General features: G+C 70.2%; 23 protein-coding genes. 8 read left to right on the plus strand and 15 right to left on the minus strand.

The genetic code is table 11. The features are described 5' to 3' along the window. Nucleotides 1-29 precede the first annotated feature (29 nt). The 8 genes from ACFQW6_RS12285 to ACFQW6_RS12320 are packed head-to-tail and all read right to left on the minus strand — an operon-like array spanning nt 30 to nt 9,655. Nucleotides 30-1,436 (minus strand): lipopolysaccharide biosynthesis protein, encoded by a 1,407-nt coding sequence (locus ACFQW6_RS12285; protein ID WP_378545257.1) that lies wholly within the window; start codon nt 1,434-1,436, stop codon nt 30-32. Beyond that, nucleotides 1,433-2,782 carry a hypothetical protein gene (locus ACFQW6_RS12290; RefSeq protein ID WP_378545260.1) on the minus strand — a complete coding sequence of 450 codons (1,350 nt, stop codon included), beginning with the start codon at nt 2,780-2,782 and terminating at the stop codon, nt 1,433-1,435. The genes ACFQW6_RS12285 and ACFQW6_RS12290 overlap by 4 nt, the downstream gene beginning before the upstream one ends. Next, nucleotides 2,779-4,164 (minus strand): O-antigen ligase family protein, encoded by a 1,386-nt coding sequence (locus ACFQW6_RS12295; protein ID WP_378545263.1) that lies wholly within the window; start codon nt 4,162-4,164, stop codon nt 2,779-2,781. The genes ACFQW6_RS12290 and ACFQW6_RS12295 overlap by 4 nt, the downstream gene beginning before the upstream one ends. Next, nucleotides 4,161-5,360 (minus strand): glycosyltransferase, encoded by a 1,200-nt coding sequence (locus ACFQW6_RS12300; protein ID WP_378545266.1) that lies wholly within the window; start codon nt 5,358-5,360, stop codon nt 4,161-4,163. Before ACFQW6_RS12300 ends, ACFQW6_RS12295 begins: the two co-directional genes overlap by 4 nt. A 32-nt stretch (nt 5,361-5,392) precedes the next feature. Then, nucleotides 5,393-6,511: a non-hydrolyzing UDP-N-acetylglucosamine 2-epimerase gene (wecB, locus tag ACFQW6_RS12305; RefSeq protein ID WP_378545269.1), complete on the minus strand. Its 1,119-nt coding sequence runs from the start codon at nt 6,509-6,511 to the stop codon at nt 5,393-5,395. Beyond that, nucleotides 6,508-7,623, minus strand: coding sequence for an NAD-dependent epimerase/dehydratase family protein (locus ACFQW6_RS12310; protein ID WP_378545272.1), 1,116 nt, complete (start codon nt 7,621-7,623; stop codon nt 6,508-6,510). The genes wecB and ACFQW6_RS12310 overlap by 4 nt, the downstream gene beginning before the upstream one ends. Further along, nucleotides 7,620-8,681, minus strand: coding sequence for a polysaccharide biosynthesis protein (locus ACFQW6_RS12315; RefSeq protein WP_378545275.1), 1,062 nt, complete (start codon nt 8,679-8,681; stop codon nt 7,620-7,622). Before ACFQW6_RS12315 ends, ACFQW6_RS12310 begins: the two co-directional genes overlap by 4 nt. Further along, on the minus strand, nt 8,678-9,655 hold the full coding sequence (locus ACFQW6_RS12320; RefSeq protein WP_378545278.1) for a DegT/DnrJ/EryC1/StrS family aminotransferase: 978 nt from the start codon (nt 9,653-9,655) through the stop codon (nt 8,678-8,680). Before ACFQW6_RS12320 ends, ACFQW6_RS12315 begins: the two co-directional genes overlap by 4 nt. Between ACFQW6_RS12320 and ACFQW6_RS12325 the strand changes: the two genes are divergently transcribed. The 7 genes from ACFQW6_RS12325 to ACFQW6_RS12355 all read left to right on the plus strand — a co-directional run bounded on the left by ACFQW6_RS12325 (nt 9,557) and on the right by ACFQW6_RS12355 (nt 14,157). Continuing rightward, nucleotides 9,557-10,132, plus strand: coding sequence for an anti-sigma factor (locus tag ACFQW6_RS12325; RefSeq protein ID WP_378545281.1), 576 nt, complete (start codon nt 9,557-9,559; stop codon nt 10,130-10,132). The genes ACFQW6_RS12320 and ACFQW6_RS12325 overlap by 99 nt on opposite strands. A gap of 95 nt (nt 10,133-10,227) precedes the next feature. Beyond that, entirely contained in the window at nt 10,228-10,779 is a 552-nt protein-coding gene (locus tag ACFQW6_RS12330) for an RNA polymerase sigma factor (RefSeq protein WP_378545284.1), read from the plus strand. A gap of 34 nt (nt 10,780-10,813) precedes the next feature. Then, nucleotides 10,814-11,977: a hypothetical protein gene (locus tag ACFQW6_RS12335; protein WP_378545287.1), complete on the plus strand. Its 1,164-nt coding sequence runs from the start codon at nt 10,814-10,816 to the stop codon at nt 11,975-11,977. Between the two features lie 203 nt (nt 11,978-12,180). Beyond that, nucleotides 12,181-12,675, plus strand: coding sequence for a helix-turn-helix domain-containing protein (locus tag ACFQW6_RS12340; RefSeq protein ID WP_378545290.1), 495 nt, complete (start codon nt 12,181-12,183; stop codon nt 12,673-12,675). A gap of 10 nt (nt 12,676-12,685) precedes the next feature. Continuing rightward, nucleotides 12,686-13,105: a VOC family protein gene (locus ACFQW6_RS12345; protein WP_378545293.1), complete on the plus strand. Its 420-nt coding sequence runs from the start codon at nt 12,686-12,688 to the stop codon at nt 13,103-13,105. Between the two features lie 10 nt (nt 13,106-13,115). Then, nucleotides 13,116-13,595 carry a cupin domain-containing protein gene (locus ACFQW6_RS12350; protein WP_378545301.1) on the plus strand — a complete coding sequence of 160 codons (480 nt, stop codon included), beginning with the start codon at nt 13,116-13,118 and terminating at the stop codon, nt 13,593-13,595. Between the two features lie 10 nt (nt 13,596-13,605). Further along, a complete protein-coding gene (locus ACFQW6_RS12355) occupies nt 13,606-14,157 on the plus strand; it encodes a protein-L-isoaspartate O-methyltransferase (protein WP_378545303.1) in 552 nt (183 codons plus the stop codon). On the opposite strand, the gene ACFQW6_RS12360 is transcribed toward ACFQW6_RS12355, so the two are convergent. The 3 genes from ACFQW6_RS12360 to ACFQW6_RS12370 are packed head-to-tail and all read right to left on the minus strand — an operon-like array spanning nt 14,133 to nt 16,419. Further along, nucleotides 14,133-15,263, minus strand: a complete 1,131-nt coding sequence (locus ACFQW6_RS12360; protein ID WP_378545305.1) for a heparan-alpha-glucosaminide N-acetyltransferase domain-containing protein — start codon at nt 15,261-15,263, stop codon at nt 14,133-14,135. The two genes, ACFQW6_RS12355 and ACFQW6_RS12360, sit on opposite strands and share 25 nt — an antisense overlap. A gap of 41 nt (nt 15,264-15,304) precedes the next feature. After that, nucleotides 15,305-15,682 (minus strand): MmcQ/YjbR family DNA-binding protein, encoded by a 378-nt coding sequence (locus tag ACFQW6_RS12365; protein ID WP_378545307.1) that lies wholly within the window; start codon nt 15,680-15,682, stop codon nt 15,305-15,307. 50 nt (nt 15,683-15,732) lie between these two features. Then, nucleotides 15,733-16,419 (minus strand): winged helix-turn-helix transcriptional regulator, encoded by a 687-nt coding sequence (locus ACFQW6_RS12370; protein WP_378545309.1) that lies wholly within the window; start codon nt 16,417-16,419, stop codon nt 15,733-15,735. Nucleotides 16,420-16,532: 113 nt separating this feature from the next. On the opposite strand from ACFQW6_RS12370, the gene ACFQW6_RS12375 reads away from it, so the two are divergent. Beyond that, entirely contained in the window at nt 16,533-17,927 is a 1,395-nt protein-coding gene (locus ACFQW6_RS12375; protein WP_378545311.1) for an FAD-binding oxidoreductase, read from the plus strand. Between the two features lie 24 nt (nt 17,928-17,951). On the opposite strand, the gene ACFQW6_RS12380 is transcribed toward ACFQW6_RS12375, so the two are convergent. The 4 genes from ACFQW6_RS12380 to ACFQW6_RS12395 form a co-directional block, all read right to left on the minus strand. Then, nucleotides 17,952-19,112 (minus strand): acyl-CoA dehydrogenase family protein, encoded by a 1,161-nt coding sequence (locus tag ACFQW6_RS12380; protein WP_378545313.1) that lies wholly within the window; start codon nt 19,110-19,112, stop codon nt 17,952-17,954. Beyond that, complete coding sequence (locus ACFQW6_RS12385) at nt 19,109-21,118, minus strand: biotin carboxylase N-terminal domain-containing protein (RefSeq protein WP_378545316.1); 2,010 nt, start codon at nt 21,116-21,118, stop codon at nt 19,109-19,111. Before ACFQW6_RS12385 ends, ACFQW6_RS12380 begins: the two co-directional genes overlap by 4 nt. 118 nt (nt 21,119-21,236) lie before the next feature. Beyond that, entirely contained in the window at nt 21,237-22,904 is a 1,668-nt protein-coding gene (locus tag ACFQW6_RS12390) for an acyl-CoA carboxylase subunit beta (RefSeq protein ID WP_378545319.1), read from the minus strand. Then, nucleotides 22,901-23,371, minus strand: a complete 471-nt coding sequence (locus ACFQW6_RS12395) for an SRPBCC family protein (protein ID WP_378545322.1) — start codon at nt 23,369-23,371, stop codon at nt 22,901-22,903. The genes ACFQW6_RS12390 and ACFQW6_RS12395 overlap by 4 nt, the downstream gene beginning before the upstream one ends. Nucleotides 23,372-23,381: the final 10 nt, after the last annotated feature.

A 23,381-nucleotide genomic window follows, 5' to 3' on the forward strand; every position in this document is an offset into this window, starting at 1 on the left:
CCTTGTTCGAGTCACTGCCGGGTCGAGACTCAGCCGGCCTTCGTCATTGCACGACGCAGTACCACCGCGCCCAGCGCCACTACCAGGAGAGCGCTGACGGCGAAGCGGAGCACCGGGTAGTCGAACCCCCACCATGTCAAGGCCAAGCAGCCACCGACTAGCAGCAGCGAGGTGAAGGCCGCCTTCTCCGGAAGATTGGGGCTGCCGAGGTGGTGGCAGGCAACCCACGTCATCGCAACCGCGAGAGAGGTCGATGCGGCCAGTGAGGCGACAGCCGCACCCATGATCGTCCAGTGCGGGATGAGCGTCAGATTGAGCACTACGCTGACCACTGCCGCTAGCGCACTGACGGCCAGCACCAAGCGCGTGCGCTTGCGGTAGATCGCGTAGTTCGCCATCACGTTGAAGATCAGCAGAAGGTGGCCGCACACGACGAGCGCAGGCAAAACCCGTGCCCCGTCGGCGTACGCCGCCCGGGTGACGAGGCGCAGCCCCTCCGGGCTGATCAGGGCGACAACGCCGACTGCCGTGCCGAAGCCGAGGAGGAGTTGCGTGCCGGTCCTGCGGATGCGGTCGTCCTCTCCCTGCTTGGAGTGCTCGAAGTACCACGGCGTCCAACTGCTGTTGACTGCCGTCGCCGCGATGACCGCCACGTTGGCAAGGGAGAACGCGAAGGCGAAAACGCCGGCGGCTTCCTGATTGACGAGCGTCGACAAGAAGACTCGGTTGGCCTGGCTGAGGACAAGGTAGATGAGCTCGTGCGCCAGCAGCGGAAGCGTGATGGCGATGCCGAAGCCGACGAGCGCTCTCTCGGGCCGCACCCGGACTCCGGCCGATCGCACCGCTTGGTAGAGCACCACGACGACGCTGCCGATGAAGTACCCAAGGATCCGTGCGAGGGCGTTGTTCGCAAGGACCGCCACAAGCCCGAAGCCAACCAGGAGCGGCACCAGGGTCGATGCGATCAGGAGCCCGACGTACCGCCGCCTGAGGCCGAGCGTGATGGCATGCCCCATGCCCATCGCAGTGACCGCGAACAGGACGCCGTTGATGACAGCCAACGCGAGGTAGCCAGCCGACAGGCCGAGGGTGCGACCCCAGAAGTCGGGGGCGACCCCAAGCACTGCCAGAAGCACGAGGGTGGGGACGGCGTACCAGGGCATGACCGATCGGATATAGACGGGCAGGGCCGCCTCACCGTGCTCAAGTCTGACGTTGTTCAGGGCCGATTGCGCTTGAAAGCCGATCACGAGGCCGAATGCGGTCATCCAGAAGAGGTAGATCGCGGCGGTGCCCCACTCGGCCGGGCTCAGGAACAGGGCGAAGGCTGGCTGAGCAACGAGGTTGATCGCTTGGATCGCCGCAGAGCCGCCGAGGTAGAGGGCTGCGGTCGACCAGAAGGTCTGAAGCCGAGCGACCGTGTTGGGGCCTGTCATGACGCGGGCGGTCCAGCCGCGATCGCCTCCGCGGCGAGGCGCGCGATCATCTCCTTCGTCCGCTCGCGCGAATGGTGGAGGTCGACCAGCTCGAGAGCGCGCGCCCGCAGCTCGGCCTGCCGGGCCGGGTCGGCGAGCACGTCCGCAAGCCGATGGGCAATGTCATCGGGATCCGGCGTGGTCACGACTATTCCGAAGTCTTCGTCGGATATGTAGCGGATCGACGCCACGTCCCCAGGACCGACGGCCATGACAACACGGTCTGCTGCCATGTACTCGGGGATCTTTGTGGACACCGAGAGCCTCGTGATGTGGCGATTGTGCGGGTCGAACGACTCGACGTGCAGGAGCACGTCGGCGTCTGCCCGGTGCAGGCGCAGCGACTCGGAGTTGGTCGCGCCGCGGAACTTGACTCGAGGACTGGCAGTCATCGCGGCCAGCGCGTGCTGCTCAGGGGCATCGATGGAGAAGATCTCAAGCACCGCCTCCCGTCCATGCCTGGCGGCAAGCACATCCAGTGCGGCGCCGACGGCGGCGAGCACTCGCCAGCGGTTGAGGCCAAGGTTGCCAGCAAAATGCAGCACCATCGGGCGTTGTCCGTCGTCGGGCTGCGGCGCAGCCGTTGGCACCCTCTCCACGGAGTTCATGGCGACCTCCCAGCGGCCGCCGAAGCGGGCTTCGTACTCCTCCGCCATCGTGCCACCGATGGCAACCACTGCGTAGGCACGTGCGACGGCACGCCCGTAGGCGGCCTGCATGCGACGGTAGTAGGTGCGGCTGAACGGCGCCCAGCGATCACTGGCGGTGACGTAGTCGTCGGTGGTCTCCATGATTAGCGGGATCGAACGATCGTGACAGATTTCCTCGACGAGGTCGAAGGCGAAGTCCGCATTGCTGGATTGGAAGAAGACCAGTTCCGGGTCGAAGTCGTCCAGCCAGGCTTTGAACCGGTCGCCGTCCTTGCGGGCTCGCTTCCAGACCAGCGAGCGAGCCACCAACGCGGCGGGTGGCCGCGCCAGGAAGACCTTCCTGATGGAGCGGTAGATGGGTCGCCGCCCCAAGGACGCCTTGACCTCGCTGTCCTCGACCCAATCGCGCCATTGCACGGGTCCTGCGCCGCTGCGCCGACCAGGCAGAGCGTCCTTCAGCACGTCGAGGTCGGTGACTCGGTAGAACCGGTCGCAGTTGGTGAACGAAGGCTCATCGAGGGTGAGGTAGAGCTGGGCGAGGCGCTCACGCGGCCAGTCCTCGAAGAACGCAAGGAGGGTCTTGCCGTTGTTCTGGATGTCGCTGAACGGGTTGTGGCTGACCACGAGCACCCGAGGCAGGTCGCGCCCCGTTGTCACGCGCCCACGCCTGTCACGTCCGCCGTCCCTTGGGAGGAGCCTGGATCGGCTGATTGGTCGCTCCCGCGGCGTCCGCTGATCATCGGCGCGAGTAGGCCACCGATGGTGGCGAAGTAGGGAATCATGACCGTCATGATGAGACTCGTTGGCTGAGTGAGCGAGAAACCCCCCCAGATCGCGGTGGTGACGAGAGCCAAAAGCGGTGCGTGTCGCGTCGTCGTACGACGTCGCAGCCAGCGCAGCGCCGGCCACAACGCGACCACGAATATGGCCGCGTACGCGAGGAACCCGATCCCCCCGAATGCGTTGAGGTGTTCAAGCATCACGTTGTGTGCCGCGAACTCTTGGTCGAGCCCGTCACCCGGGATGTCGAAGTAGACGATCCCGTCACCGACAAGGGGATCCTCAAGAACCTTTTCGCTGGACGCCGTCCAGAGCTCGGAACGCCCCACGTCACTCTTGCCCATCTCCGAGACCGCCGTCGCGCGTTGAGCCTGGTCCAGCTCAGCACGGAAGCTGTCATCGGTGCTTGAGAAGATCGACGACGGCGGGGGGACGAGCCGGTAGATGCCGTAGGCGGACCCCATCGGGTTGAACCACCAGATCGAGGCTTGGATCATCAAGGCAAGACCCGCGGTGGCGACCATCGTCCATGTGAAGCGCCGCTTGCCGAGCATGACAAAGAAGCAAAGGAGGACACCGACGAACGCAACGCCAGTCACCGCGCGCGAGCCAGCCCAGACCGGAAACACCAGTGCTGCAAGCATGTTTATCAGCGCAGCTGCCCGCACCACGACAGGAGGGCGCGAACGGATCCCAGCGGCGACGAACACACTGACCGGGAGCAGCATCACCAGCATGCCCACGTAGACGATTGAGTTCCCCAGAAAGTCAGACATACGCATGCTGTTCCACTCGCCCAGGTGCCACAGCGTCAGCGTGGCCATGAACAGCACGACGGAATTGAGAGCTCGGTCGGGCCGGTCGATGCCCGCTCCCAGGGCCAAGTAGGCGATGACGGGCAAAAGCGTCGAGCGCAGGATCAGAACGGGTTGGAGAACCTCGTCGCCCCTCAAGACACGGACGACCTCGACAAGCACGAAGCACGCGATGAACACCGCGAGGACCACGATGAGCGCCCACCACACGGACGTCGGACGCCAGCGGCGGGACACGACGAGAAACGCCAGCCATGCCCACATGCCCGCCGCGATGAAGTCGCTGTACGCGATCTCCAGGGCGCCACTGCGCGACAGCGGCATTGGAACGTCGACCAGGAACACCGACGCGAAGCAAAGCGCCAGGGTCCAACCGAACCACTGATCCACACCTACCAGCGATCGGTTCGTGTTGATGGAATCTTTCCTGTCCGGTCCTGTCATCGGGCAGTTGCCTCCAATGTTTCTAGAAACGTACGCAGGCGGCGACCGACCGCGGACCATGTGCCCTGCTCCCGCAGGAACTGTTGAGCACCGGCCGCCGCGGCAAGGCGCTCCGCGGAGGTACGTCCGCAAACATCCGTCACCGTGGCCGCGAGGCACGCCGGGGCGAGGTCGGTCACCACCACCAGCTGAGCGCGCATGGCATCGTCCAAGGTCGGCAGGTCGGTGGTGAGGGTCGGAGTGCCGCTGGCAAGAGATTCAAAGAGCTTCGAAGGGAAGGTCAGGCGGGCCATCTCGTCATCAGGAGTCAGCAGGGCCAACAGGACGTCGGCGTCCCGCAGCAAGGGAGGTACGGCGGACTCGTCGACCGCGCCATGAAAAGTGATGTTCGGAGCCGAATCAGCTGCCTCACGCACCATTGGCTCCAGCACGCCGCGGCCGTAGACGTGGAGGACGAACTCTGCGGCAGGAAGATGGGCCATCATCGCGACGGCCTCAGCCAAGTGGTAGCGCGGTGTGAGGTTCCCGGCGTACACGATACTGGCGGGCCCGGCTGGCTGACCAACAAGCTCGACCGGGTCGGCCGCCGGCTCTTCGCCCAGCCCGTCATCGACCAAGGACTCGTCGAACACCGCGCCGCGGATGACGAGGCCTGGTCTACCTGGGGCGAGCTCGCTGACAAGGAAAGGCGTGATCGCGACGATGCCGTCCACCCCGCGGAGGAGTCGGGCTGAAAGCCAGTCCTGCACGCGGGAGGCCGAAGACGCCCTGACGTCCGGAGAGCGGTAGGGCATGGTTATCGCCACGGGCACTATGCGTGTGCCGTGGCGGCGGCGGAGCCAGACTGCCACCAGCACGTAGAGCAGGAACGTGTTGTAGTGAAGAAGCAGGGTTGGTCGGCCACGGTGAGCACGAGCCCAGCTGTCGAGTTCGCGCGCGAGGGCGAGTGGTTTGCGGATCGCGCGGCTCCACCCGGACGCGGCGCCCAGATGGCGCACCCGCAGCCCGTCATCGTCCTCATCGAGGGGCGATGGTCCCTGACCGGGATACGCGGGCACGGTGCTGAAGATGGTGAGGTCTGCAAACTGCTCGGCCAGGGCGGCGGCGTAACCCCGCTGCATGCGGTTGTCAGCCGAGCTCAGGGTCGGGTCGGCGGCCACCCGCTCGTGGCTTGCCACGTACCCGACGAAGGCCACCGCCGGTTCGTGTTCAGGTGATCGCGGGACCATCACGCCGACGTACGAATCCCGAGCCAGCTCTCGTAACGGGCGTGGGTCGACAGGATGAACCCCACCGCGCGTCGCGAGCAGTCACCGATCCGATAGTCGTCGGGCACCCGTGAGGCCCGGTGAGTGTCGGACACGGCAAACCGGACGGCCTCGACCACGTTGGTCGCGTCCAGGCCGGTCATCAGAATGGAGGCCGAGTCGAGCGCTTCGGGACGCTCGATGGAGTCGCGGAGCGTGACCGCCGGGAAGTCCAGCAGCGACGACTCCTCGGAGATCGTGCCCGAGTCGGAGAGCACGCAGTAGGACTGCTTCTGGAGCTTGTTGTAGTCGAGGAAGCCGAGCGGCTCGTGGAAGGTGATTCCCTCCGTTGACCGGCCCAACGCGTCGAGCCGCTTGCGGGTGCGCGGGTGGGTGGAGACGAGCACAGGCATGCCGGTGTCGGCGACGACGCCCTCAAGGCAGTCGAGCAGCAGGTTGAGCCGCTCGGGGTTGTCGACGTTCTCCTCGCGGTGCGCGCTCACGAGGACGTAACCCTGCGGGGTGAGCCCAAGTCGCTCGACGGCGTCGGAGCCCTCGATCGCGTCGGCGTGGGCGGCGAGCACCTCCTTCATCGGCGAGCCGGTCTTGAGGATGCGCCGCGGATGCAGCCCCTCGGCGAGCAGGTTGCGTCGGGCGTGCTCGGTGTAGACGAGGTTGAAGTCGGCGACGTGGTCGACGAGGCGCCGGTTGGTCTCCTCCGGCACGTTCTCGTCGAAGCACCGGTTGCCCGCCTCCATGTGGTAGACGGGGATGCGCATGCGCTTGGCCATCACCGCTGCCAGGCAGCTGTTGGTGTCGCCGAGCACCAGCACGGCGTCAGGGCGCTCCTCGAGCAGCACCTCTTCGGTCTTGATGAGGACCTCGCCCAGCACCCGGCCCAGGCTGCTGGTGTCCACATCGAGCAGGTGGTCGGGCGTGCGCAGACCGAGCTCGGAGAAGAAGATCTCGTTGAGGTTGTGGTCGTAGTTCTGTCCGGTGTGCACCAGCACGTGGTCGACCGTGCTGTCGAGCAGCTTGATCGTCTCGGAGAGCCGGATGATCTCCGGCCGCGTCCCGACGACGGTCATCACCTTGGTCATGCGGTCTCCTCCTGGGCCGGTCGCACGACCGGCTCGTGGATGGTGTCGGGTGCCTCGGGGTCGAAGAGGGAGTCGGTCCAGAAGAGGGTGGTCAGCAGGCCGTCGCCGACGTTGGTGATCTCGTGCGACCACATCGTCGGCATGTCGATCACCGCGGGCCGATCTCCGGACACAGGAAAGTCGAGGACGTCGTCGTGGAACATGCGACGCAGCCGGATGACCGCCTCGCCGTCGAGCACCACGAACCGCTCGATCTTGTGCAGGTGGTAGTGGATGCCGCGGGTGACGCCGGGCACGGTCGTCGAGACGAACGTCTGTCCGCCGCTGCCGTGCGTGCGCACCGTCTCCACGAGCCTGCCGCGCTGGTCGCTGCGCGGCTCCAGCGCGAGCGGGTAGTGCTGCGGGAAGAGGGCCGCGCGATAGGTGTTGAACAGGTCGCGCTCGAAGTCGTCGGCCATCGCCGGGACATCGGCGCTTGGGACGTACGTCGCGTGGAACCGCTCGAGCGCGTCCCAGACCGCCTGCACCGACGTCGGGTGGGCGGCCGGACGCACAGTGCCCGTCGCGCCGGGCTCGAGTGCGTCGAGCAGGGCCTGGGCGGCGCCCTGCGAGTGCAGGAGCTCGATGGGTCGATCGGCAATCTCCGGGCGCGCGCCCGCGATGGCGCGGTCGACGAAGGTCGCCACGAAGGAGTTGTACCCCGGCCGGCCGTGCTCCCCGAAGAGGTTGGGTAGGTGCACGTCGACGAAGCGACCGCCCGTCTGCTCGGCTGCTGCGTGCAGCACCGCGGCGGCCTGTTCCTTGCCCGCCGCGTACGCCGACCCGTTGCCGACCTGGATCGAGTTCGCGAAGACGATCGTCGTCCCGGTCGTTCCCTCGAGCGCGTCGGCGACATCTCGGGCGAGACCAACGTTGCCGCCGACCAGCTCGTCGTCCGGGGCGCGGTTGACGCCTGCGACGTGGATCACCGCGTCGACGTCTGCGACCAGCTCGGGAAGGCGGTGCCAGTCAGCGCGCCCGACCGGCACGACCTCGTGGTCGGTGGTGGCGTGGACGCGGCAGCGCAGGTGCCAGCCGAGGAAGCCATCGGCGCCGGTCAGGAGCAGCCTCACGCGAGCAGCTCCGGGTCGGCGGCGACCTCGGGGATCGTGCGCAGGAGGGCCACGGTCTGATCGACGTCGAGCAGGGCGACCGAGTCCGACGAGTAGTCGGTTGTCGTGTCGATCTCCTCCTCGCCCTCGCTGAAGTACTTCTCGTACTGCAGGCCGCGGTCGTCGAGCGGGACCCGGAAGTAGTCGCCCTGGTCGGCCGCCTTCGAGATCTCCTCGCGCGTCAGCAGCGTCTCGTGCAGCTTCTCGCCGTGCCGGGTGCCGATGCGGTGGATCTCCGGCTCGTCCTGGCCGAACACCCGACCCACCGCGGTGGCGAGCGTCGCCACGGTCGTCGACGCCGCCTTGCGCACGAAGAGGTCGCCCGGCTGGGCGTGGACGAACGCATGCTTGACGAGGTCGACGGAGTCGGCGAGCGACATGAGGAACCGAGTCATCCGCGGGTCGGTGATGGTGAGCGGCTTGCCCTCCTTGAGGAGGGAGATGAAGGCAGGGATGACGGAGCCACGCGAGTACATGACGTTGCCGTAGCGCGTGACCGAGACCGTCATGTCGGAGTCGGGGTGGTTGCGGGCGAAGGCCTGGGCGGTCTTCTCCATCAGCGCCTTGGACATGCCCATAGCGTTGACGGGGTAGACCGCCTTGTCGGTGCTGAGGAGCACGACGGACCTCACACCGGCGGCACTGCTGGCCTCGATGACGTTGTGGCTGCCCACGACGTTGGTCTTCACTGCCTGCTGCGGAAAGAACTCGCAGGACGGCACTTGCTTGAGTGCAGCCGCGTGGAAGACGAAGTCGGCGTCGAGCACGGCGGTGCGGACGCTGTCGATGTCGCGGACGTCTCCGAGGAAGAAGCGCACGCGCTCGTCGTTGAACGAACGCCGCATGAGGTCCTGCTTGGCCTCGTCACGGCTGAAGATGTTGATGCGGGCGGCGCCGTCGTCGAGGAGGTGCCGGGCCATGACAGAGCCGAACGAGCCGGTGCCTCCCGTGATCGTGATCGTCTTGCCGGCGACGGCGTCGGCGGTCGCGACGGTGGGGGACGTGAGTGTTGCAGTCACGAGGACTTCCCTTCGAGGAACGTGAGGACGTGGTTCTGTACGCGGGCGAACTGGTCGTCGGTGAGCGCGGAGCCGCTCGGCAGCGAGAGGCCCGTCCGGAACAGGCGCTCGGATGTGCCGTTGACGTAGGAGGGGCAACCGGCGAAGACCGGCTGGAGGTGCATCGGCTTCCACAGCGGACGGGCCTCGATGTCAGCCTCCGCGAGGTGCGTCCGCAGGTCGTCGGCGCCCCAACCTGCCACTTCCCCGTCGACGATCACCGAGGTGAGCCAGAAGTTGTCGTGGTCCTCACCTGCGGGTGCGTCCCTGCCGTCAGGATCACCGAAGAGAGTGACGCCCTCGACGTCCGCGAACAGCTGGGCGTAGCGGCGGCGCCAGCCGCGCCGCCGTTCCAGCATGCTGGGCAACCGCTCGAGCTGGGCGCGCCCCAGGGCGGCGAGGAGGTTGGACATCCGGTAGTTGTAGCCGACGTCGACGTGCTCGTAGTGGACGACCGGCTGACGCGCCTGGGTCGCGAGGTACCGAGTACGCGCGGCCATGTCGGGGTCATCGCACAGCAGCGCGCCCCCACCCGAAGTCGTCATGATCTTGTTGCCGTTGAACGAGACGACGGCGGCCAGGCCGTCAGCGCCGGCGGGGCGGCCGGCGCGGCGCGCGCCCAGGGACTCAGCAGCGTCGACCAGCACGGGGACTCCGTGCCGAGCGCCCACAGCTCCGACCCGCGCGTGGTCGGCGACCTTGCCCAGAAGGTCTACCGGGACGACGGCCGCGACGTGCGCACCCGACTGGACCTGGTCCTCGATGGCTTTCTCGACCAGCGCGGGGTCCAGGTTGCCGCTCTCGTCGGAGTCGACGAACACCGGCGTGGCGCCGGTATGGTCCCGCCGCCGGCGTCGCTGCGCGACTCGGTCCTCGCCGGCATCTCCCAGGTCCGCCCGCTCGCCCCCGAGGTGACCGCCTCCCCGTCGCGCCACGCCGACCGACCGGCAGCACGGGGGCGGGGCTGGGTTCCCTTTCTGGTCGCGGCGGCGCTCGCGCTCATCGCCGGGGTCGGCGCCCTGGTGACGCAGCCGTGGGCCCCGTCCGACGACGTCGAGCGCCTCACCGCGGCCGAGCAGGTCCTGCAGGCCCCCGACGCACAGGAGGTCTCGGTCGACCTCGGCGAGGCAGGACGGGCGACCATCACCCGGTCGAAGTCCCAGGACCGTGCCGTGATCACCACGGAGGACATGGTCTCCGCCCCCTCGGGCAAGGACTACGAGCTGTGGTTCATCGACGGTGACGAATTCGTCTCCGCCGGGCTGATGCCCGACTCGCCCGACCAGACGGTCGTCCTCGACGGGTCCGCCTCCGCGGCCGCCGCGGTCGGCATCACGGTCGAGCCCGACGGCGGCTCCAAGCAGCCCACCAGCGACCCCATCGCCGTCTTCGACCTCACCGAGGCAACATGAACGTCACCCCGCGGCGCTGAGGGCGGACCGCGATCCCCGGGCGCCGACCGGGGGTTCGGTGGGCGTGAGGACCGTCCGCGGGTGACAATGCGCCTGTGGGTGAGCAGGAGGGGCTCGACTGCGCCGTCGAGGCGATGCAGGCGGGGGACGAGGCGGCGTTCCGCGTCGTCTACCGCCACGTCCAGCCACCGCTCGTGCGCTACCTCACCGTCCTGGTCGGTCCCACCGAGGCCGAGGACGTCGCGAGCGAGGCGTGGGCGCAGGCCTTCCGCGACCTGGACCGGTTCAGCGGCGACGCCGACGGCTTCCGCGGGTGGATCACCACCATCGGCCGCAACCGGGCGCTCGACCACCTCCGCCACGCCCGGCGCCGGCCGGTGGTGGACGGATCGGTCGAGGACCTCGTGGACCTCCCCGACGACGTCGACGTCGAGGGCGACACCATCGGCAAGGTCGGCTCCGAGGCCGTCATCCGGCTGATCGGCGCCCTGCCCCGCGACCAGGCCGAGGCCATCATGCTGCGCACGGTGCTCGGCTTCGACGCCCCCACCGCGGCCCGCATCCTCGGCAAGCGCCCCGGTGCCGTGCGCGCCGCGGCCCACCGCGGCCTCAAGCAGCTGGGCAAGCGAATCCGCGAGGAGCCGTAACACCTGTGACCACCATGACGCTGAAGGGAGTGAGATGAGCACCCCGGACCCCCGCCTGTCCCGCCGTGATGCCGAGCGCCTGCTCGACGCCCCCGCGGAGCACGACAGCGCCCTAGGTCGGGCCCTCACCGCCGCCAGTGCCCCTGCCAACCCCAGCGAGCTCCGCGGCGAGGACAGGGCGGCAGCGGCCTTCCAGGCCGCGCGAGTCACGCCGGCACCTGCGTCCAGGAGCGGCTACGTCTCGCCCTCGCGCCTCGGGAGCCGCGCCGCCGCCCGGGCGGTCGTCGCGACCGGCGCCGTCGTCGCTCTCACCTCGGGCGGCTTCGCCCTTGCCAGCTCGACCGACCTGCCGGGCCTGCCCAACCTGCCCGGACTCCCGGGCCTTCCCGGACTCCCGGGCCAGGCATCCGACCGGGCCAGCGAGTCCACGGCCGATGCACCGCGCGGCGCAGACGGCTCCGTCACCTCCGACGACGGCGGCAGTCCCTCCGGGTCCACCGACGGCTCCCCCGGTGCCCCCGGGTCGACCGGCTCCTCGACCCCGACGCGGTCGCCCGGGTCTCCGTCCGCCACTTCGTCAGCCACCCCGTCCGACGGCCAGTCCGAGGGCCAGTCCGAGACCCCGTCCGAAACGCCGTCCGAGACCTCCGACGGGTCGGCCACCCCGTCGCCCAGCTACGAGGGCCTCTGCCGTGCCTTCCAGGCCGCCGACCCCTCCGACGCCGGCTCGTCGCTCGACAGCGCCGCCTTCCTCGCGCTCGCGACCCAGGCCGGGGGCGCCGACCGGATCGCCACCTACTGCGTCGACCTCATCGGTCCGCCGACGCAGACCGGAAAGCCCACCCCCTCCCCGGTCAAGCCCACCCCGTCTCCCGCCAACCCCACCCCCTCGCCGGACAAGCCGACCCCGTCTCCCGGCAAGCCCAGCCCCTCCCCGGGCAAGCCCACCGACCTGCCCACGAACGGCAACCAGAGCAGCAGCTCCACCGCCCAGCCGAGCCCGACCAGCCAGACCAGCAACGGCAACGGGCCCGGGAGGTCCGGCAGCTCGCCGAGCCCGAGCCCGAGCCCGATACCGATACCCACGCCGGCAGCCCCCACCACTCCAGCCAGCCCCGCCACGACTCCGACCGGCCCCGGCAGCCCGGGGAGTCCGGGGAGTCCGGACAAGGGGGGCGGCCCACACGCGTCCGGGTGACTCCCGGCGGCGGCCGCGTTCCGCAGCACCGGCTCTCGCGCCCCGTACGTCGACCTCCCGCCGACGCCACGGGATCCCCCCAGAACTGCGAGATCCACGTCCTACCAACGCACAGGCAACGGCATGGCCCTCCACCGGGGTCATGCCGTTGTCGTGTCCCCGCTCGGCCCCACCCGTCCCCGGCACGCGTTAGGTTCCTCGGCATGGGCCGGCCGCTCTCTGCGCAGGAGGACACCAACCGACGGATGCTGCGCGCCCGCGACGAGATGGATCGCCGCTACGCCGAGCCCCTCGACGTACCCACCCTCGCCGCAATCGCGCACCTGTCGGTGTCGCAGTTCGGGCGGGTGTTCAAGGAGGTCTACGGCGAGACGCCGCACCGCTACCTCCAGCGGCGTCGGGTGGAGCGGGCGATGACACTGCTGCGCCAGACCGACCGACCGGTGACCGACGTGGCGTGGGACGTCGGGTTCGCCAGCCTCGGCACCTTCAGCCGCACCTTCAGCAACGTCGTCGGCTGCTCACCCACGGAGTTCCGGGCGCGCCACACCCCGGTCGCGGTGCCGTCGTGCTTCATCGCCGCGTGGACGCGGCCCCGCGAGCGCGTGACGCCGCCGGCCGGGCCGGACCAGGCCGCGAGGACAGTGGGGCTCACAACAGTGCTTTCGGAGAAGCGGGAGGGGGTCGTCGCTGGCTAGCGTCGTCGACATGAACACCAATCACATCACCAGCCTCCACATCCGCAGCGTGCCGGTCCTCGACCAGGACGAGGCGCTCGACTTCTACACCACCCACCTCGGCTTCGAGGTGCGCGACGACATCGACCTCGGCTTCATGCGCTGGCTGACCGTCGGGGTCCCGGGCCAGGACACCTCGATCCTGCTCGAGCTCGTCGGGGCGCCGATGCACGACGAGGCGACCGCCGCGCAGGTGCGCGAGCTCGTGGCCAAGGGCGCGCTCGGCGGTGTCTTCCTGCTCAGCGACGACGTGCACGCGACGTATGCCGCGCTCCGCGAGGCGGGCGTCGAGATCACCCAGGAGCCGGTCGAGCAGCCCTACGGCACCGACTTCGGCATCCGCGACCCGTTCGGCAACCACGTCCGCATCAACCAGCCGGCCACGGCCTGAAGGGACCTCGATGAGCTACCCCCCGCCGATCTACCACGGCGACTCCGGCGAGGTGTCGGCCCACGTGGTGCCGGCCGACGTCGAGCCGGCCGTGGTCTACCCCAACGGCAACAAGGTCTTCTACCTCGCCCAGGGTGCCGCCACCCAGGGCACCTTCGGCCTCTACCGGTGGGAGTTCGCCGGCCCCGAGAGCGGCCCCGGCGCTCACTTCCACCGCACGATCACCGAGTCGTTCTACGTGCTGGAGGGCACCGTCACGATCTACGACGGCACCGACTGGGTGCGGTGCCGCGCCGGCGACTTCGCCCACGTCCCGGCGGGCGGGATCCACGGCTTCCGCAACCAGGACGGGGCCGCCAAGATGCTCCTCCACTTCGCGCCGGGCGCGCCGCGCGAGGCCTACTTCGGGGGGCTGGCCGCCGGGATGGGCAACCTCGACGGCGACGCCTACGACCGGTTCATGCGAGAGCACGACAACCACTGGGTCTGAGCGAGGTCTGATGGACCAGGTCACCGCGGCGTTCGACGCCACCCCGCGCCGGGACTTCCTCCCGCGCGGGGTGCGGCGGCGTGCGTCGTACGACGGTCCGCTGGGGATCGCGGCGGGCCAGACCAACTCCCAGCCCCGCACCGTCGACGACATGCTGCGGCTGCTCGACGTCCGCCCCGGGCAGCGGGTGCTCGACGTCGGGTCGGGGAGCGGGTGGACGACCGCGCTGCTGGCGCACCTGGTGGGGCCGGCCGGGTCGGTGCTGGGCGTCGAGCTGGAGCCGGAGCTCGTGTCGTTCGGCTCCGGCAACCTGGCGCGCACCGACCGCCCGTGGGCGTCGATCCGACAGGCCGAGCCGGGTGTGCTCGGCGACGCCGACGGAGCGCCGTACGACCGCATCCTCGTCTCCGCGATGGCCGACGCGCTGCCCGTCGCCCTGGTCGACCAGCTCGCCGACGACGGGATCCTGGTGGTGCCGGTGGACGGGACGATGCTGCGGGTGACCAACCCGGGGGCCGTCATCACCGCGCACGGGCGCTACCGGTTCGTGCCGCTGCGGTGAGGCTCTGGGGCACCCGCCCGTCGGGCGACCCGGACCGGCAGGCTCGCCGCAGCCTCGAGCGGGCCGCGGACCCGGAGCAGCCGGAGCGCCGCCCCGATCGCCAGCAGCACCACGACGTGGGTGCCGTAGGTCGAGGGCTCCTCCGGCGGCCACACCGCCTCGGTGCGCATCACGACGTGGAGGGAGTAGAGCGTGAGCGTCGCCGCGCCCGCACCGAACAGGACGGCGAGCACGGCGGTCGCCGGCCGGGGCAGCAGCCTCTCCGCGAGCAGGCAGAGCGAGATCACCAGGACGGCGCTGCCGATGGTCTGGGCGAGGTCGAACGGCGTCGCCGAGTGCGGCGCGACGAGCAGCAGCCAGCTCCAGTCGCCGTCGGCGGGCGTCGTGCCGAACATCCCGGTCGCGTTCTCCGACGCCACCGCCGGATCGACCAGCGTCCGCGAGACCTGCGTCGCGAGCACCGCCACCGAGAGGCCACCGAGGGCCAGCCCGCCGAGCAGCGAGGTGTCGCGCAGGTCGAGGCGACCGAGCACGAGACCGGCGAGGAGGTAGGCCAGCCACGGCACGACGGGGTAGTAGCCGGTGAGGAGCAGCTCGCTCGCCAGCTGCCCAGGGTCGGCCAGCTGCTCGAAGGTCGGGCTGTCGAAGCCCCGCTCCGGCAGGTGCGGCCGCACCAGGTGTGAGACCACCGGCGCGAGGGCGACCCAGGCGACGGTCAGTGGCAGGAGCGAGCGGACCCCCAGGAGCGTGAACGGCAGGCCCAGGACGAACAGCACGCCGTAGTAGGTGAGGATGATGGCGATGCCGGTGTCCAGGCCGCCGAGCAGCAGGCCGAGCACGCCGATCAGCAGCGCCCGTACGGCGATGCCGAGGGTGCGCCGCGCGAGCGGCCGACCTCGCAGCGGCTCGCGGGTCATCAGCGCGAGACTCACCCCGGCGAGCACGGCGAAGAGTGCCGACGCCCGCCCTCCGGCCAGCCACTGCGCGGTGGTGAGGTCGCCGGCAGGCGTCCGCTCGTCCAGCACGTGGGTGGCCACCATGCCGAGCAGCGCGAGGCACCGGGCGACGTCCAGCCCGACGAGGCGGCCGCGCGACGTACCGGTCATGGGCCCCATCCTGCCGGGAGGCTCGCGACGAGACGGCGCGCTCAGGCGCCGGGGCGGGCGACCTGCTCGGCGAGGTGCGCGGGCGCCTGGAGGCAGTAGGAGTCGGTGAGCAGCTCGGCGAGCTCGTCCCAGTCGGTGTCGGCGTCGAGGAGCATGCCGATGGCGTTGCCGCCCCACCCGGAGCGGAAGTAGGGATCACCCATGTGCTCGAAGGCGGCCACCTCGTCGGGCTCGCCGCGGAAGGTGATCCGGAAGAGCTGGTCCTCCCCGCCGAAGACGTGGGCCACCGTCGCACTGCCCACGCGCCACCGCGTGCCGGTCCACGCCGACTCCTGCCGGCACCGCGGGAGCACACCCAGCACCGCGTCGATGCGCAGCACCCACTCCTCGGGCACGAGGGGACGGTCGGCGAGGGCCACGGCGCGATCCTGCCACCGCGCACCGACACCATGAAGGCAGTTCGCCGGTCTCAGGCGGGGGCCGCCGCGTCCTGCGGCAGCGGCACGGGCGCGAAGACACTGCGGGTGAACCAGGTCGGCAGCGCCCGCACCAGCGGCCGCGGTCCGGCGACCTCCAGGTCGCCGGACCGCACCGCGCCGATGAGGTCGCGTCGCCCCATCCAGTAGTCGATCATCGTCTCGACGTGCCCCGCGACCTCCAGGTCGACGTCGTGGCCCGGGTCGGTCAGGCACAGGTCCACCGTCGGCGACTCCAGCACCAGCCAGAAATGGCTCTTCCTGTCGCTCGACCCCTGCAGGTGGAAGTGGACCACGACGCGGTGCTCGGGCAGCGCGTCGACGTCGACGTTGCGGTGGATGTCCCACATGAGGAGCGAGGCGTCGTAGTTCTTGACGATCACGTCGCCGCGCGCCCAGCGCTGACCCCAGACCCCCATCGACTCGATCACCGGCCACAGCTCCTTGCCGGCCGCGGTCAGGTGGTACTCGCCGCCGACGTGGTCGACGACGCCGACACGCTCGAGCGTCTTGAGACGCTTGGACAGCAGCGCGGGTGACATGAGCGGGACCCCACGGCGCAGGTCGTTGAATCGCGTGCTGCCGCACAGGAGCTCGCGGACCACCAGCGGGGTCCACCTCTCGGTGAGCACCTCCGAGGCCATCGCCACCGGGCAGAACTGGCCGTACGTCGTCGCCATCCTCCGACGGTAGGACCGCTATGGGTTCTGTACCAGTACAGGATCGATACTCGCGGGCCGAGGCGGGCGGGTCGCACTGTGGTCGGGCACCACACCACACGAGGGAGAAGACCATGACCGTGCTCGACATCTCCGCCACCGCCGCGCTGGCGGACGACTTCGCGGGAGACCTGATCACGCCCGCCCACCCGGCGTACGAGGACCAGCGACGCATCTGGAACGGCGAGATCGACCGCCGCCCCGCGGTCCTCGCCCGCTGCCAGGGGGCCAGCGACGTCGCCGCGGCGCTTCGGTGGGCGCGTGACCGCGGGCTGCCCGTGGCCGTACGAGGGGGAGGCCACGGCATCGCCGGCCATTCGCTCGTGGACGACGGCGTCGTGGTCGACCTGTCCGGCATGCGGGGAGCCGTCGTCGATCCGACGACCCGGACGGTGGCGGCGCAGGGCGGAGCCCTCAACGCCCACGTCGACCGGGAGGGCCAGGCCTTCGGGCTGGCGATGACCAGCGGCTACATCAGCCACACCGGCATCGCCGGGCTGACGCTCGGCGGCGGGATCGGCCACCTGATGCGCAAGCTGGGGCTGGCGATCGACGCGCTGAGGTCGTGCCAGGTCGTGGTCGCCGACGGCTCGATCGTGCGCGCCTCAGAGACCGAGAACCCCGACCTGTTCTGGGGGTTGCGCGGGGGCGGCGGCAACTTCGGCGTCGTCACCGACTTCACTTTCGAGCTGCAGCCTCTCGGACCGACGATCCTGGCCGGCCTGGTCGCGTGGCCGGCGGACGAGGCCCCGACCGTGCTCGCCTTCCTGCGCGACTTCATGGCCGACGCACCCGACGAGGTGGGCCTGATGGCCAACCTCCGGCTTGCTCCGGCCCTGCCGCTCTTCCCGGAGCACCTCCACGGCAGGCCGATCATCGGCCTGGTGGCGACGTACGCCGGCCCGGTGGAGGAGGGCGAGCGGGTGCTGGCCCCGGTCCGCGCTCTCGGCCACCCCGTGCTCGACACGATCGCGCCCAAGCCCTACGTGGCGCACCAGAAGTTCCTGGACCCGGCGGTGCCGCACGGGCGGCACTACTACTGGAAGTCGCACCGCCTGGGCCCGCTGACCGGCGACGTGATCGACACGATCTGCGAGCACCTCGCGACCATCAGCAGCCCGCTCTCGACCGTCCCGATCTTCAGCTTCGGCGGCGCGATGAGCCGGGTGCCCGAGGACGCCACCGCGTTCCCGCACCGCGACGCGAGCCACGACATCAACATCGTGGCGTCCTGGTTGCCCGAGCAGGCCGGCGACGCCGACCGGCACCGCGCCTGGGTCCGGGGGTTTTTCGACGCGTTGGCGCCCCACACCCGCGGCGTCTACGTGAACTTCACCAGCGACGACGCGCAGACACGTGTCCAGGAGGCGTACACCCCCGTGCAGTGGGAGCGGCTGCGGACGCTCAAGACCGCCTGGGACCCGGACAACGTCTTCCGTGGCAACGCCAACATCCCGCCCTTGGGGTGAGCGGGGCGCGCCGGCCGGGTCGGCTCAGTAGGACTTCGGCAGCCCCAGGCTGTGCATCGCGACGAAGTTGAGGATCATCTCCCGGCTGACCGGGGCGATCCGCCCGGCGCGGGCGGCGACCAGCAGGCCGGCCATGCCGTACTCCTGCGTGATGCCGTTGCCGCCGTGGGTCTGCACGGCCGCGTCGACCGCGTGCACGGCGGCCTCGGCGGCGGCGTACTTCGCCATGTTGGCGGCCTCGCCGGCTGCCATGTCGTCGCCGGCGTCGACCAGCGCGGACGCCTTCTGCGTCATCAGCCGAGCCAGCTCGTTCTCGATGTGGGCCGTCGCGAGCGGGTGGGCGATGGCCTGGTGGGAGCCGATGGGGGCCTTGAAGACCGTGCGCTCCTTGGCGTACGACGACGCCTTGGCGAGGGCGTGGCGGGCCAGGCCGGTCGAGAAGGAGGCCGCCATGATCCGCTCGGGGTTGAGGCCGGCGAAGAGCTGCACCAGCCCGCCGTCCTCGTCGCCGACCAGCGCCTCGCGCGGGAGCCGGACGTCGTCGATGAAGACCTGGAACTGCTTCTCGGGGCTGACGATCTCCATCGGGATGGCGGTGTACTCGAGGCCGGCGGCGTCCGTCGGGACGACGAACAGGCACGGCTTGAGCTTGCCCGTCCTCGCGTCCTCCGCGCGGGCCACGACGAGCACGTTGGCGGCCTCGTCGACACCGGAGATGTAGATCTTCTGGCCCTTGAGCACCCACTCGTCGCCGTCGCGGCGGGCGGTGGTCGTGATGTTGTGCGAGTTGGTGCCGGCGTCGGGCTCGGTGATCGCGAAGGCCATCGTGGCGGTGCCGTCGCAGATCCCGGGCAGCCACTGCTGCTTCTGCTCCTCGGTGCCGTAGCGGGCGATGACGGTGCCGCAGATCGCCGGGCTGACGACCATCATCAGCAGCGGGCAACCCTGCGCGGCGAGCTCCTCGCAGACCGCGGCCACGTCGCCGATGCCGCCGCCCCCGCCGCCGTACTCCTCCGGGATGTTGATGCCGAGGTAGCCGGCCTTGCCGATCTCGAGCCACAGCTCGGTCGTCTTCTCGCCGGAGCGGGCGCGCTCGACGAACCAGTCGCGTCCGTAGCCGCTCGCCAGCCGTGCCACCTGGCGGCGCAGCTCCTGACGTTCCTCGGTCTCGGTGAAGCTGCTCATGTTGTGTGCCCTTCCACTACTGCCAGGACCTCCCCGGACGCGACCTGCGACCCGGGCTCGACGTTGATCTCGGCGACGGTGCCGTCGTGGGGCGCCGTCACGGTGTGCTGCATCTTCATGGCCTCGAGCACGAGGACGACGTCGCCCGCGGCCACCTCGGCACCGGCCTCCACCTTGACCGCCACGACCGTGCCGGGCATCGGCGCGAGCAGCGAGCCGCTCGCCACCGCGTCGGCCGGATCAGTGAAGCGCGGCACCTCGCGGAGACGCGCGGACCCAACCGGGCCGTCGACCCACACCTCGCGCGGGGAGCCGGGGCGCTCGGACGAGATGTGTCCGCGCGTCTCCGTGACGACACCGCCGACCTCGAGCCGGGCGTGGGTCGGTGAGACCTCGATGACGGTCACGCCGTCGACGGTGAACCCGCCGCGCGTGCCCCACCACTCGACCGGGTCGTGCCCGTCGAACGTCGTCCGCTGCGGCTGGCTGACGACGTTGCGCCAGGCGGCGGGGACGCCCTGCTGGACGGCGCGCCGCGCCGCGTCGTCGGCTGCGAGCATCAGCGCGCCGGCCACGAGCGCGGTGCGGTCGATGGACGGTGAGTCTCCAGGAGACTCAGCGGGAATCGGACGCGACTCCAGCCAGGTCGTCGTCATCTCGCCGGCCACGAACACCGGGTCGGTGAGGATCTCGACCAGCTGGTCGCGGTTCGTCGTCACACCGTGGATGCGGGCCCGGCGAAGAGCCGCGACGAGCATCCGGATCGCCTGCTCGCGGGTCGGCGCCCACGCCACCACCTTGGCCAGCATGGCGTCGTAGAACGTCGACACCTCGTCGCCCGAGACGAAGCCGCTGTCCACGCGGATGCCGGAGGACGCGAGCAGGGCGAGCTCGCCGTCGGCCGGCAGGTCAAAGGTGACCAGCCGCCCGCTCTGGGGGACGTACGACGCGTCCTCGGCGTAGAGCCGCACCTCGATGGCGTGCCCGCGCACACCGTCGCTGGTCGAGGAAGGACGGAGTCCTGTCACGAGACCGAGGCCGCGGCCTTCGGCGACCGCGATCTGATGCTCGACCAGGTCGAGCCCGCGGACCAGCTCGGTGACCGGGTGCTCGACCTGGAGCCGGGTGTTCATCTCGAGGAAGAAGAAGCGGTCAGCCGTCGGGTCGTACAGGAACTCGACGGTGCCAGCTCCGCGGTAGCCGATGCCCTCGGCCAGGCTCTCGGCGGCCGCGCACATGGCCTCCTCGGTCGCGGCGGGCAGACCCGGGGCCGGCGCCTCCTCGACGACCTTCTGGTGGCGACGCTGCACCGAGCAGTCGCGGGTGCCGAGCGCGCGGGCACCCGAGGCGTCCGCCATCACCTGCACCTCGACGTGGCGCCCGGCCTCGACGTAGGGCTCGACGAAGACCGTGCCGTCGCCGAACGCCGACTCGGCCTCCGCCCGCGCCGCCTCGATCTCGGCCTCGAGCCGGTCGAGGGTGCGTACGACGCGCATGCCGCGGCCGCCGCCACCGGCCGACGCCTTCACCAGCAGCGGGGTCTCGATACGCCGGTCCTCGTCCCTCGGACCGGCTGCTCGACCACCGACGAGGTCGCCTGGGAGCCAGGTGGGCATGACCGGTACGCCGGCCTGCTCGGCGATCGCCTTGGCGCGGACCTTGTCGCCCATGGCCTTGATCGCCTCGGGCGGCGGTCCGACCCAGGTCAGGCCGGCGTCGATGACGGCCCGGGCGAAGGCGGCGTTCTCGGACAGGAAGCCGTAGCCGGGATGGATCGCGTCGGCACCGGACCTGTGGGCCGCCTCGATGACAAGGTCGGCGCGGAGGTAGGTGTCGGCGGGCGCGTTGCCGGGGAGCCGGACGGCCCGGTCCGCCTCGGCCACGAACGGCAGCCCGGCGTCGGCGTCGGAGTGGACCGCGACGGTCTCGATGCCCAGCCGCCGGCAGGTGGCGAAGACGCGACGGGCGATCTCGCCGCGGTTGGCGACCAACAGTCTTCGAATCATTGCTGGGCTCCCTGGTTTCGACGCCCCCGTCGCGACCCCGCACCTCGGTCGCGGGGCTTGCTCAACCTCGTCTCGCCGACGCGACGCGCTCGTTCCTCGCACGCCGCTGCTCGCTTGATCACGGCCGGAACACCCCGAATCCCTCGGCACCCTTGATCGGTGCGTTCTCGATGACGCTGAGGCAGATGGCCAGCACGGTGCGGGTGTCGCGAGGGTCGATGACGCCGTCGTCGTAGAGCATCCCGGACAGGACGTAGGGCAGCGACTGCTCCTCGACCATCTGCTCGACCATCGCCCGCATGCCGGCGTCGCCCTCCTCGTCGTACGCCTGTCCCTTGCCCTCGGCCGCCGCGCGGGCGACGATCGACAGCACGCCGGCGAGCTGGGCCGGGCCCATCACGGCCGACTTGGCGCTGGGCCAGGCGAAGAGGAAGCGCGGGTCGTAGGCGCGGCCGTTCATGCCGTAGTTGCCGGCTCCGTAGGACGCACCCATGATCACGCTGAGGTGCGGCACCGTGCTGTTGGAGACGGCGTTGATCATCATCGCCCCGTGCTTGATGATGCCGCCCTGCTCGTACTCCTTGCCGACCATGTAGCCGGTGGTGTTGTGCAGGAACAGCAGCGGGGTGTCGGCCTGGTTGGCGAGCTGGATGAACTGCGTCGCCTTCTGCGCCTCCTCGGAGAAGAGCACGCCCTGGGCGTTGGCGAGGATGCCGATCGGGCGGCCGTGCAGCTGCGCCCAGCCGGTGACGAGGGAGGTGCCGTAGAGCGGCTTGAACTCGTCGAACGGCCGGCCGTTGCGCCCGCTCGTCCCGTCGACGACCCGCACGATCACCTCGCGCGGGTCGAACGGCTCCTTGAGGTCCGTCGGGACCAGGTCGAGCAGGCCCTCGGGGTCGGCTTCGGGCTCGGCCCAACCGCCGCTGGTCGAGGAAGGCGCCCTGGCGCCTGTCACGAGACCACCGGCGGCCATCCGGTCTCGTGACGGTCGCTGCGCGACCTCCTCGACCAACGGTGGGACGGGCTTCCGGCGGTTGAGGCGGGCGACGATCCGGCGCCCGATACGGATGGCGTCGTGCTCGTCCTCGGCGAGGTAGTCGGCGAGGCCGGAGACCCGGGCGTGCATCTCGGCGCCGCCGAGCGACTCGTCGTCGGACTCCTCACCGGTCGCCATCTTCACCAGCGGCGGACCGCCGAGGAAGACCTTCGCGCCGCCGCGGACGAAGACGGTGTAGTCGCTCATGCCGGGGACGTACGCCCCGCCGGCGGTCGAGTTGCCGAAGACCAGGGCGATCGTCGGCTGCCGCCGCGCGGACGCCCGCGTCAGGTCGCGGAAGAGGCGACCGCCGGGGATGAAGATCTCCTTCTGCGTCGGCAGGTCCGCGCCGCCCGACTCGACGAGGGAGATCGTCGGGAGGTTGTTCTCCTCGGCGATCTGCGAGGCGCGGAAGATCTTCTTCACCGTCCACGGGTTGGAGGCGCCGCCCTTGACGGTGGGGTCGTTGGCGCTGATCACGCACTCCACGCCCTCGACGACACCGATGCCGGTGACGACGGAGGCGCCGACGGTGAAGTCCGAGCCCCACCCGGCCAGCGGCGAGAGCTCCAGGAACGCCGACCCGGGGTCGAGGAGCAGCTCGATCCGCTCGCGGGCCGCGAGCTTGCCGCGGGCGTGGTGGCGCTCGACGTACTTCTCCCCGCCACCCGCGACCGCGACCGCGTGCTGGGCGTCGAGGTCGGCGAGCTTCTCGAGCATCGCCTCGCGGTTCGCAGAGACCGTGCTCATGCCTCGACCACCGCCTTCATCCGCTCGAGGGTCGTCCGCATCCCGCGGCGGTTGGTCCGGCGGCGGAGCGGACCGAGGACCAGCCAGTAGAGGCGGGTTGGCAGGTTGGGGTCGAGGCGGAAGTACTCCGTGACCTGCGTCCCGCCGTCCTTCGGCTCGAGGCGGTAGCCCCAGTTGTTGACGGTCACCGCGTCGGTGCCGACGGAGAACTCGAAGGCGCGCTCCGGCTCGCAGGCGGTGACGCGGCACGGCGACCAGTACGTCGGACCGACCCCGTTGCGCTTCACGTGACCGGCGAAGTAGGCGCCCTCCTCCGGTCCGGTGGAGCCGCGGGTCCACTTCGCCTCGAACGTCTCCGGGCTGAACTCCCCGATCCGTGTCACGTCACTGACGAGGTCCCAGACCTCGGCGGGCGGGGCGTCCATCCAGAGCGACACCTCGTCGCCGAGCGACGGCAGCTTGATCATCGTGTTCCTC

It is taken from the genome of Nocardioides sp. GCM10028917 (genome assembly GCF_042666175.1).
In the GTDB taxonomy this organism is placed as follows: Bacteria; Actinomycetota; Actinomycetes; order Propionibacteriales; family Nocardioidaceae; genus Nocardioides.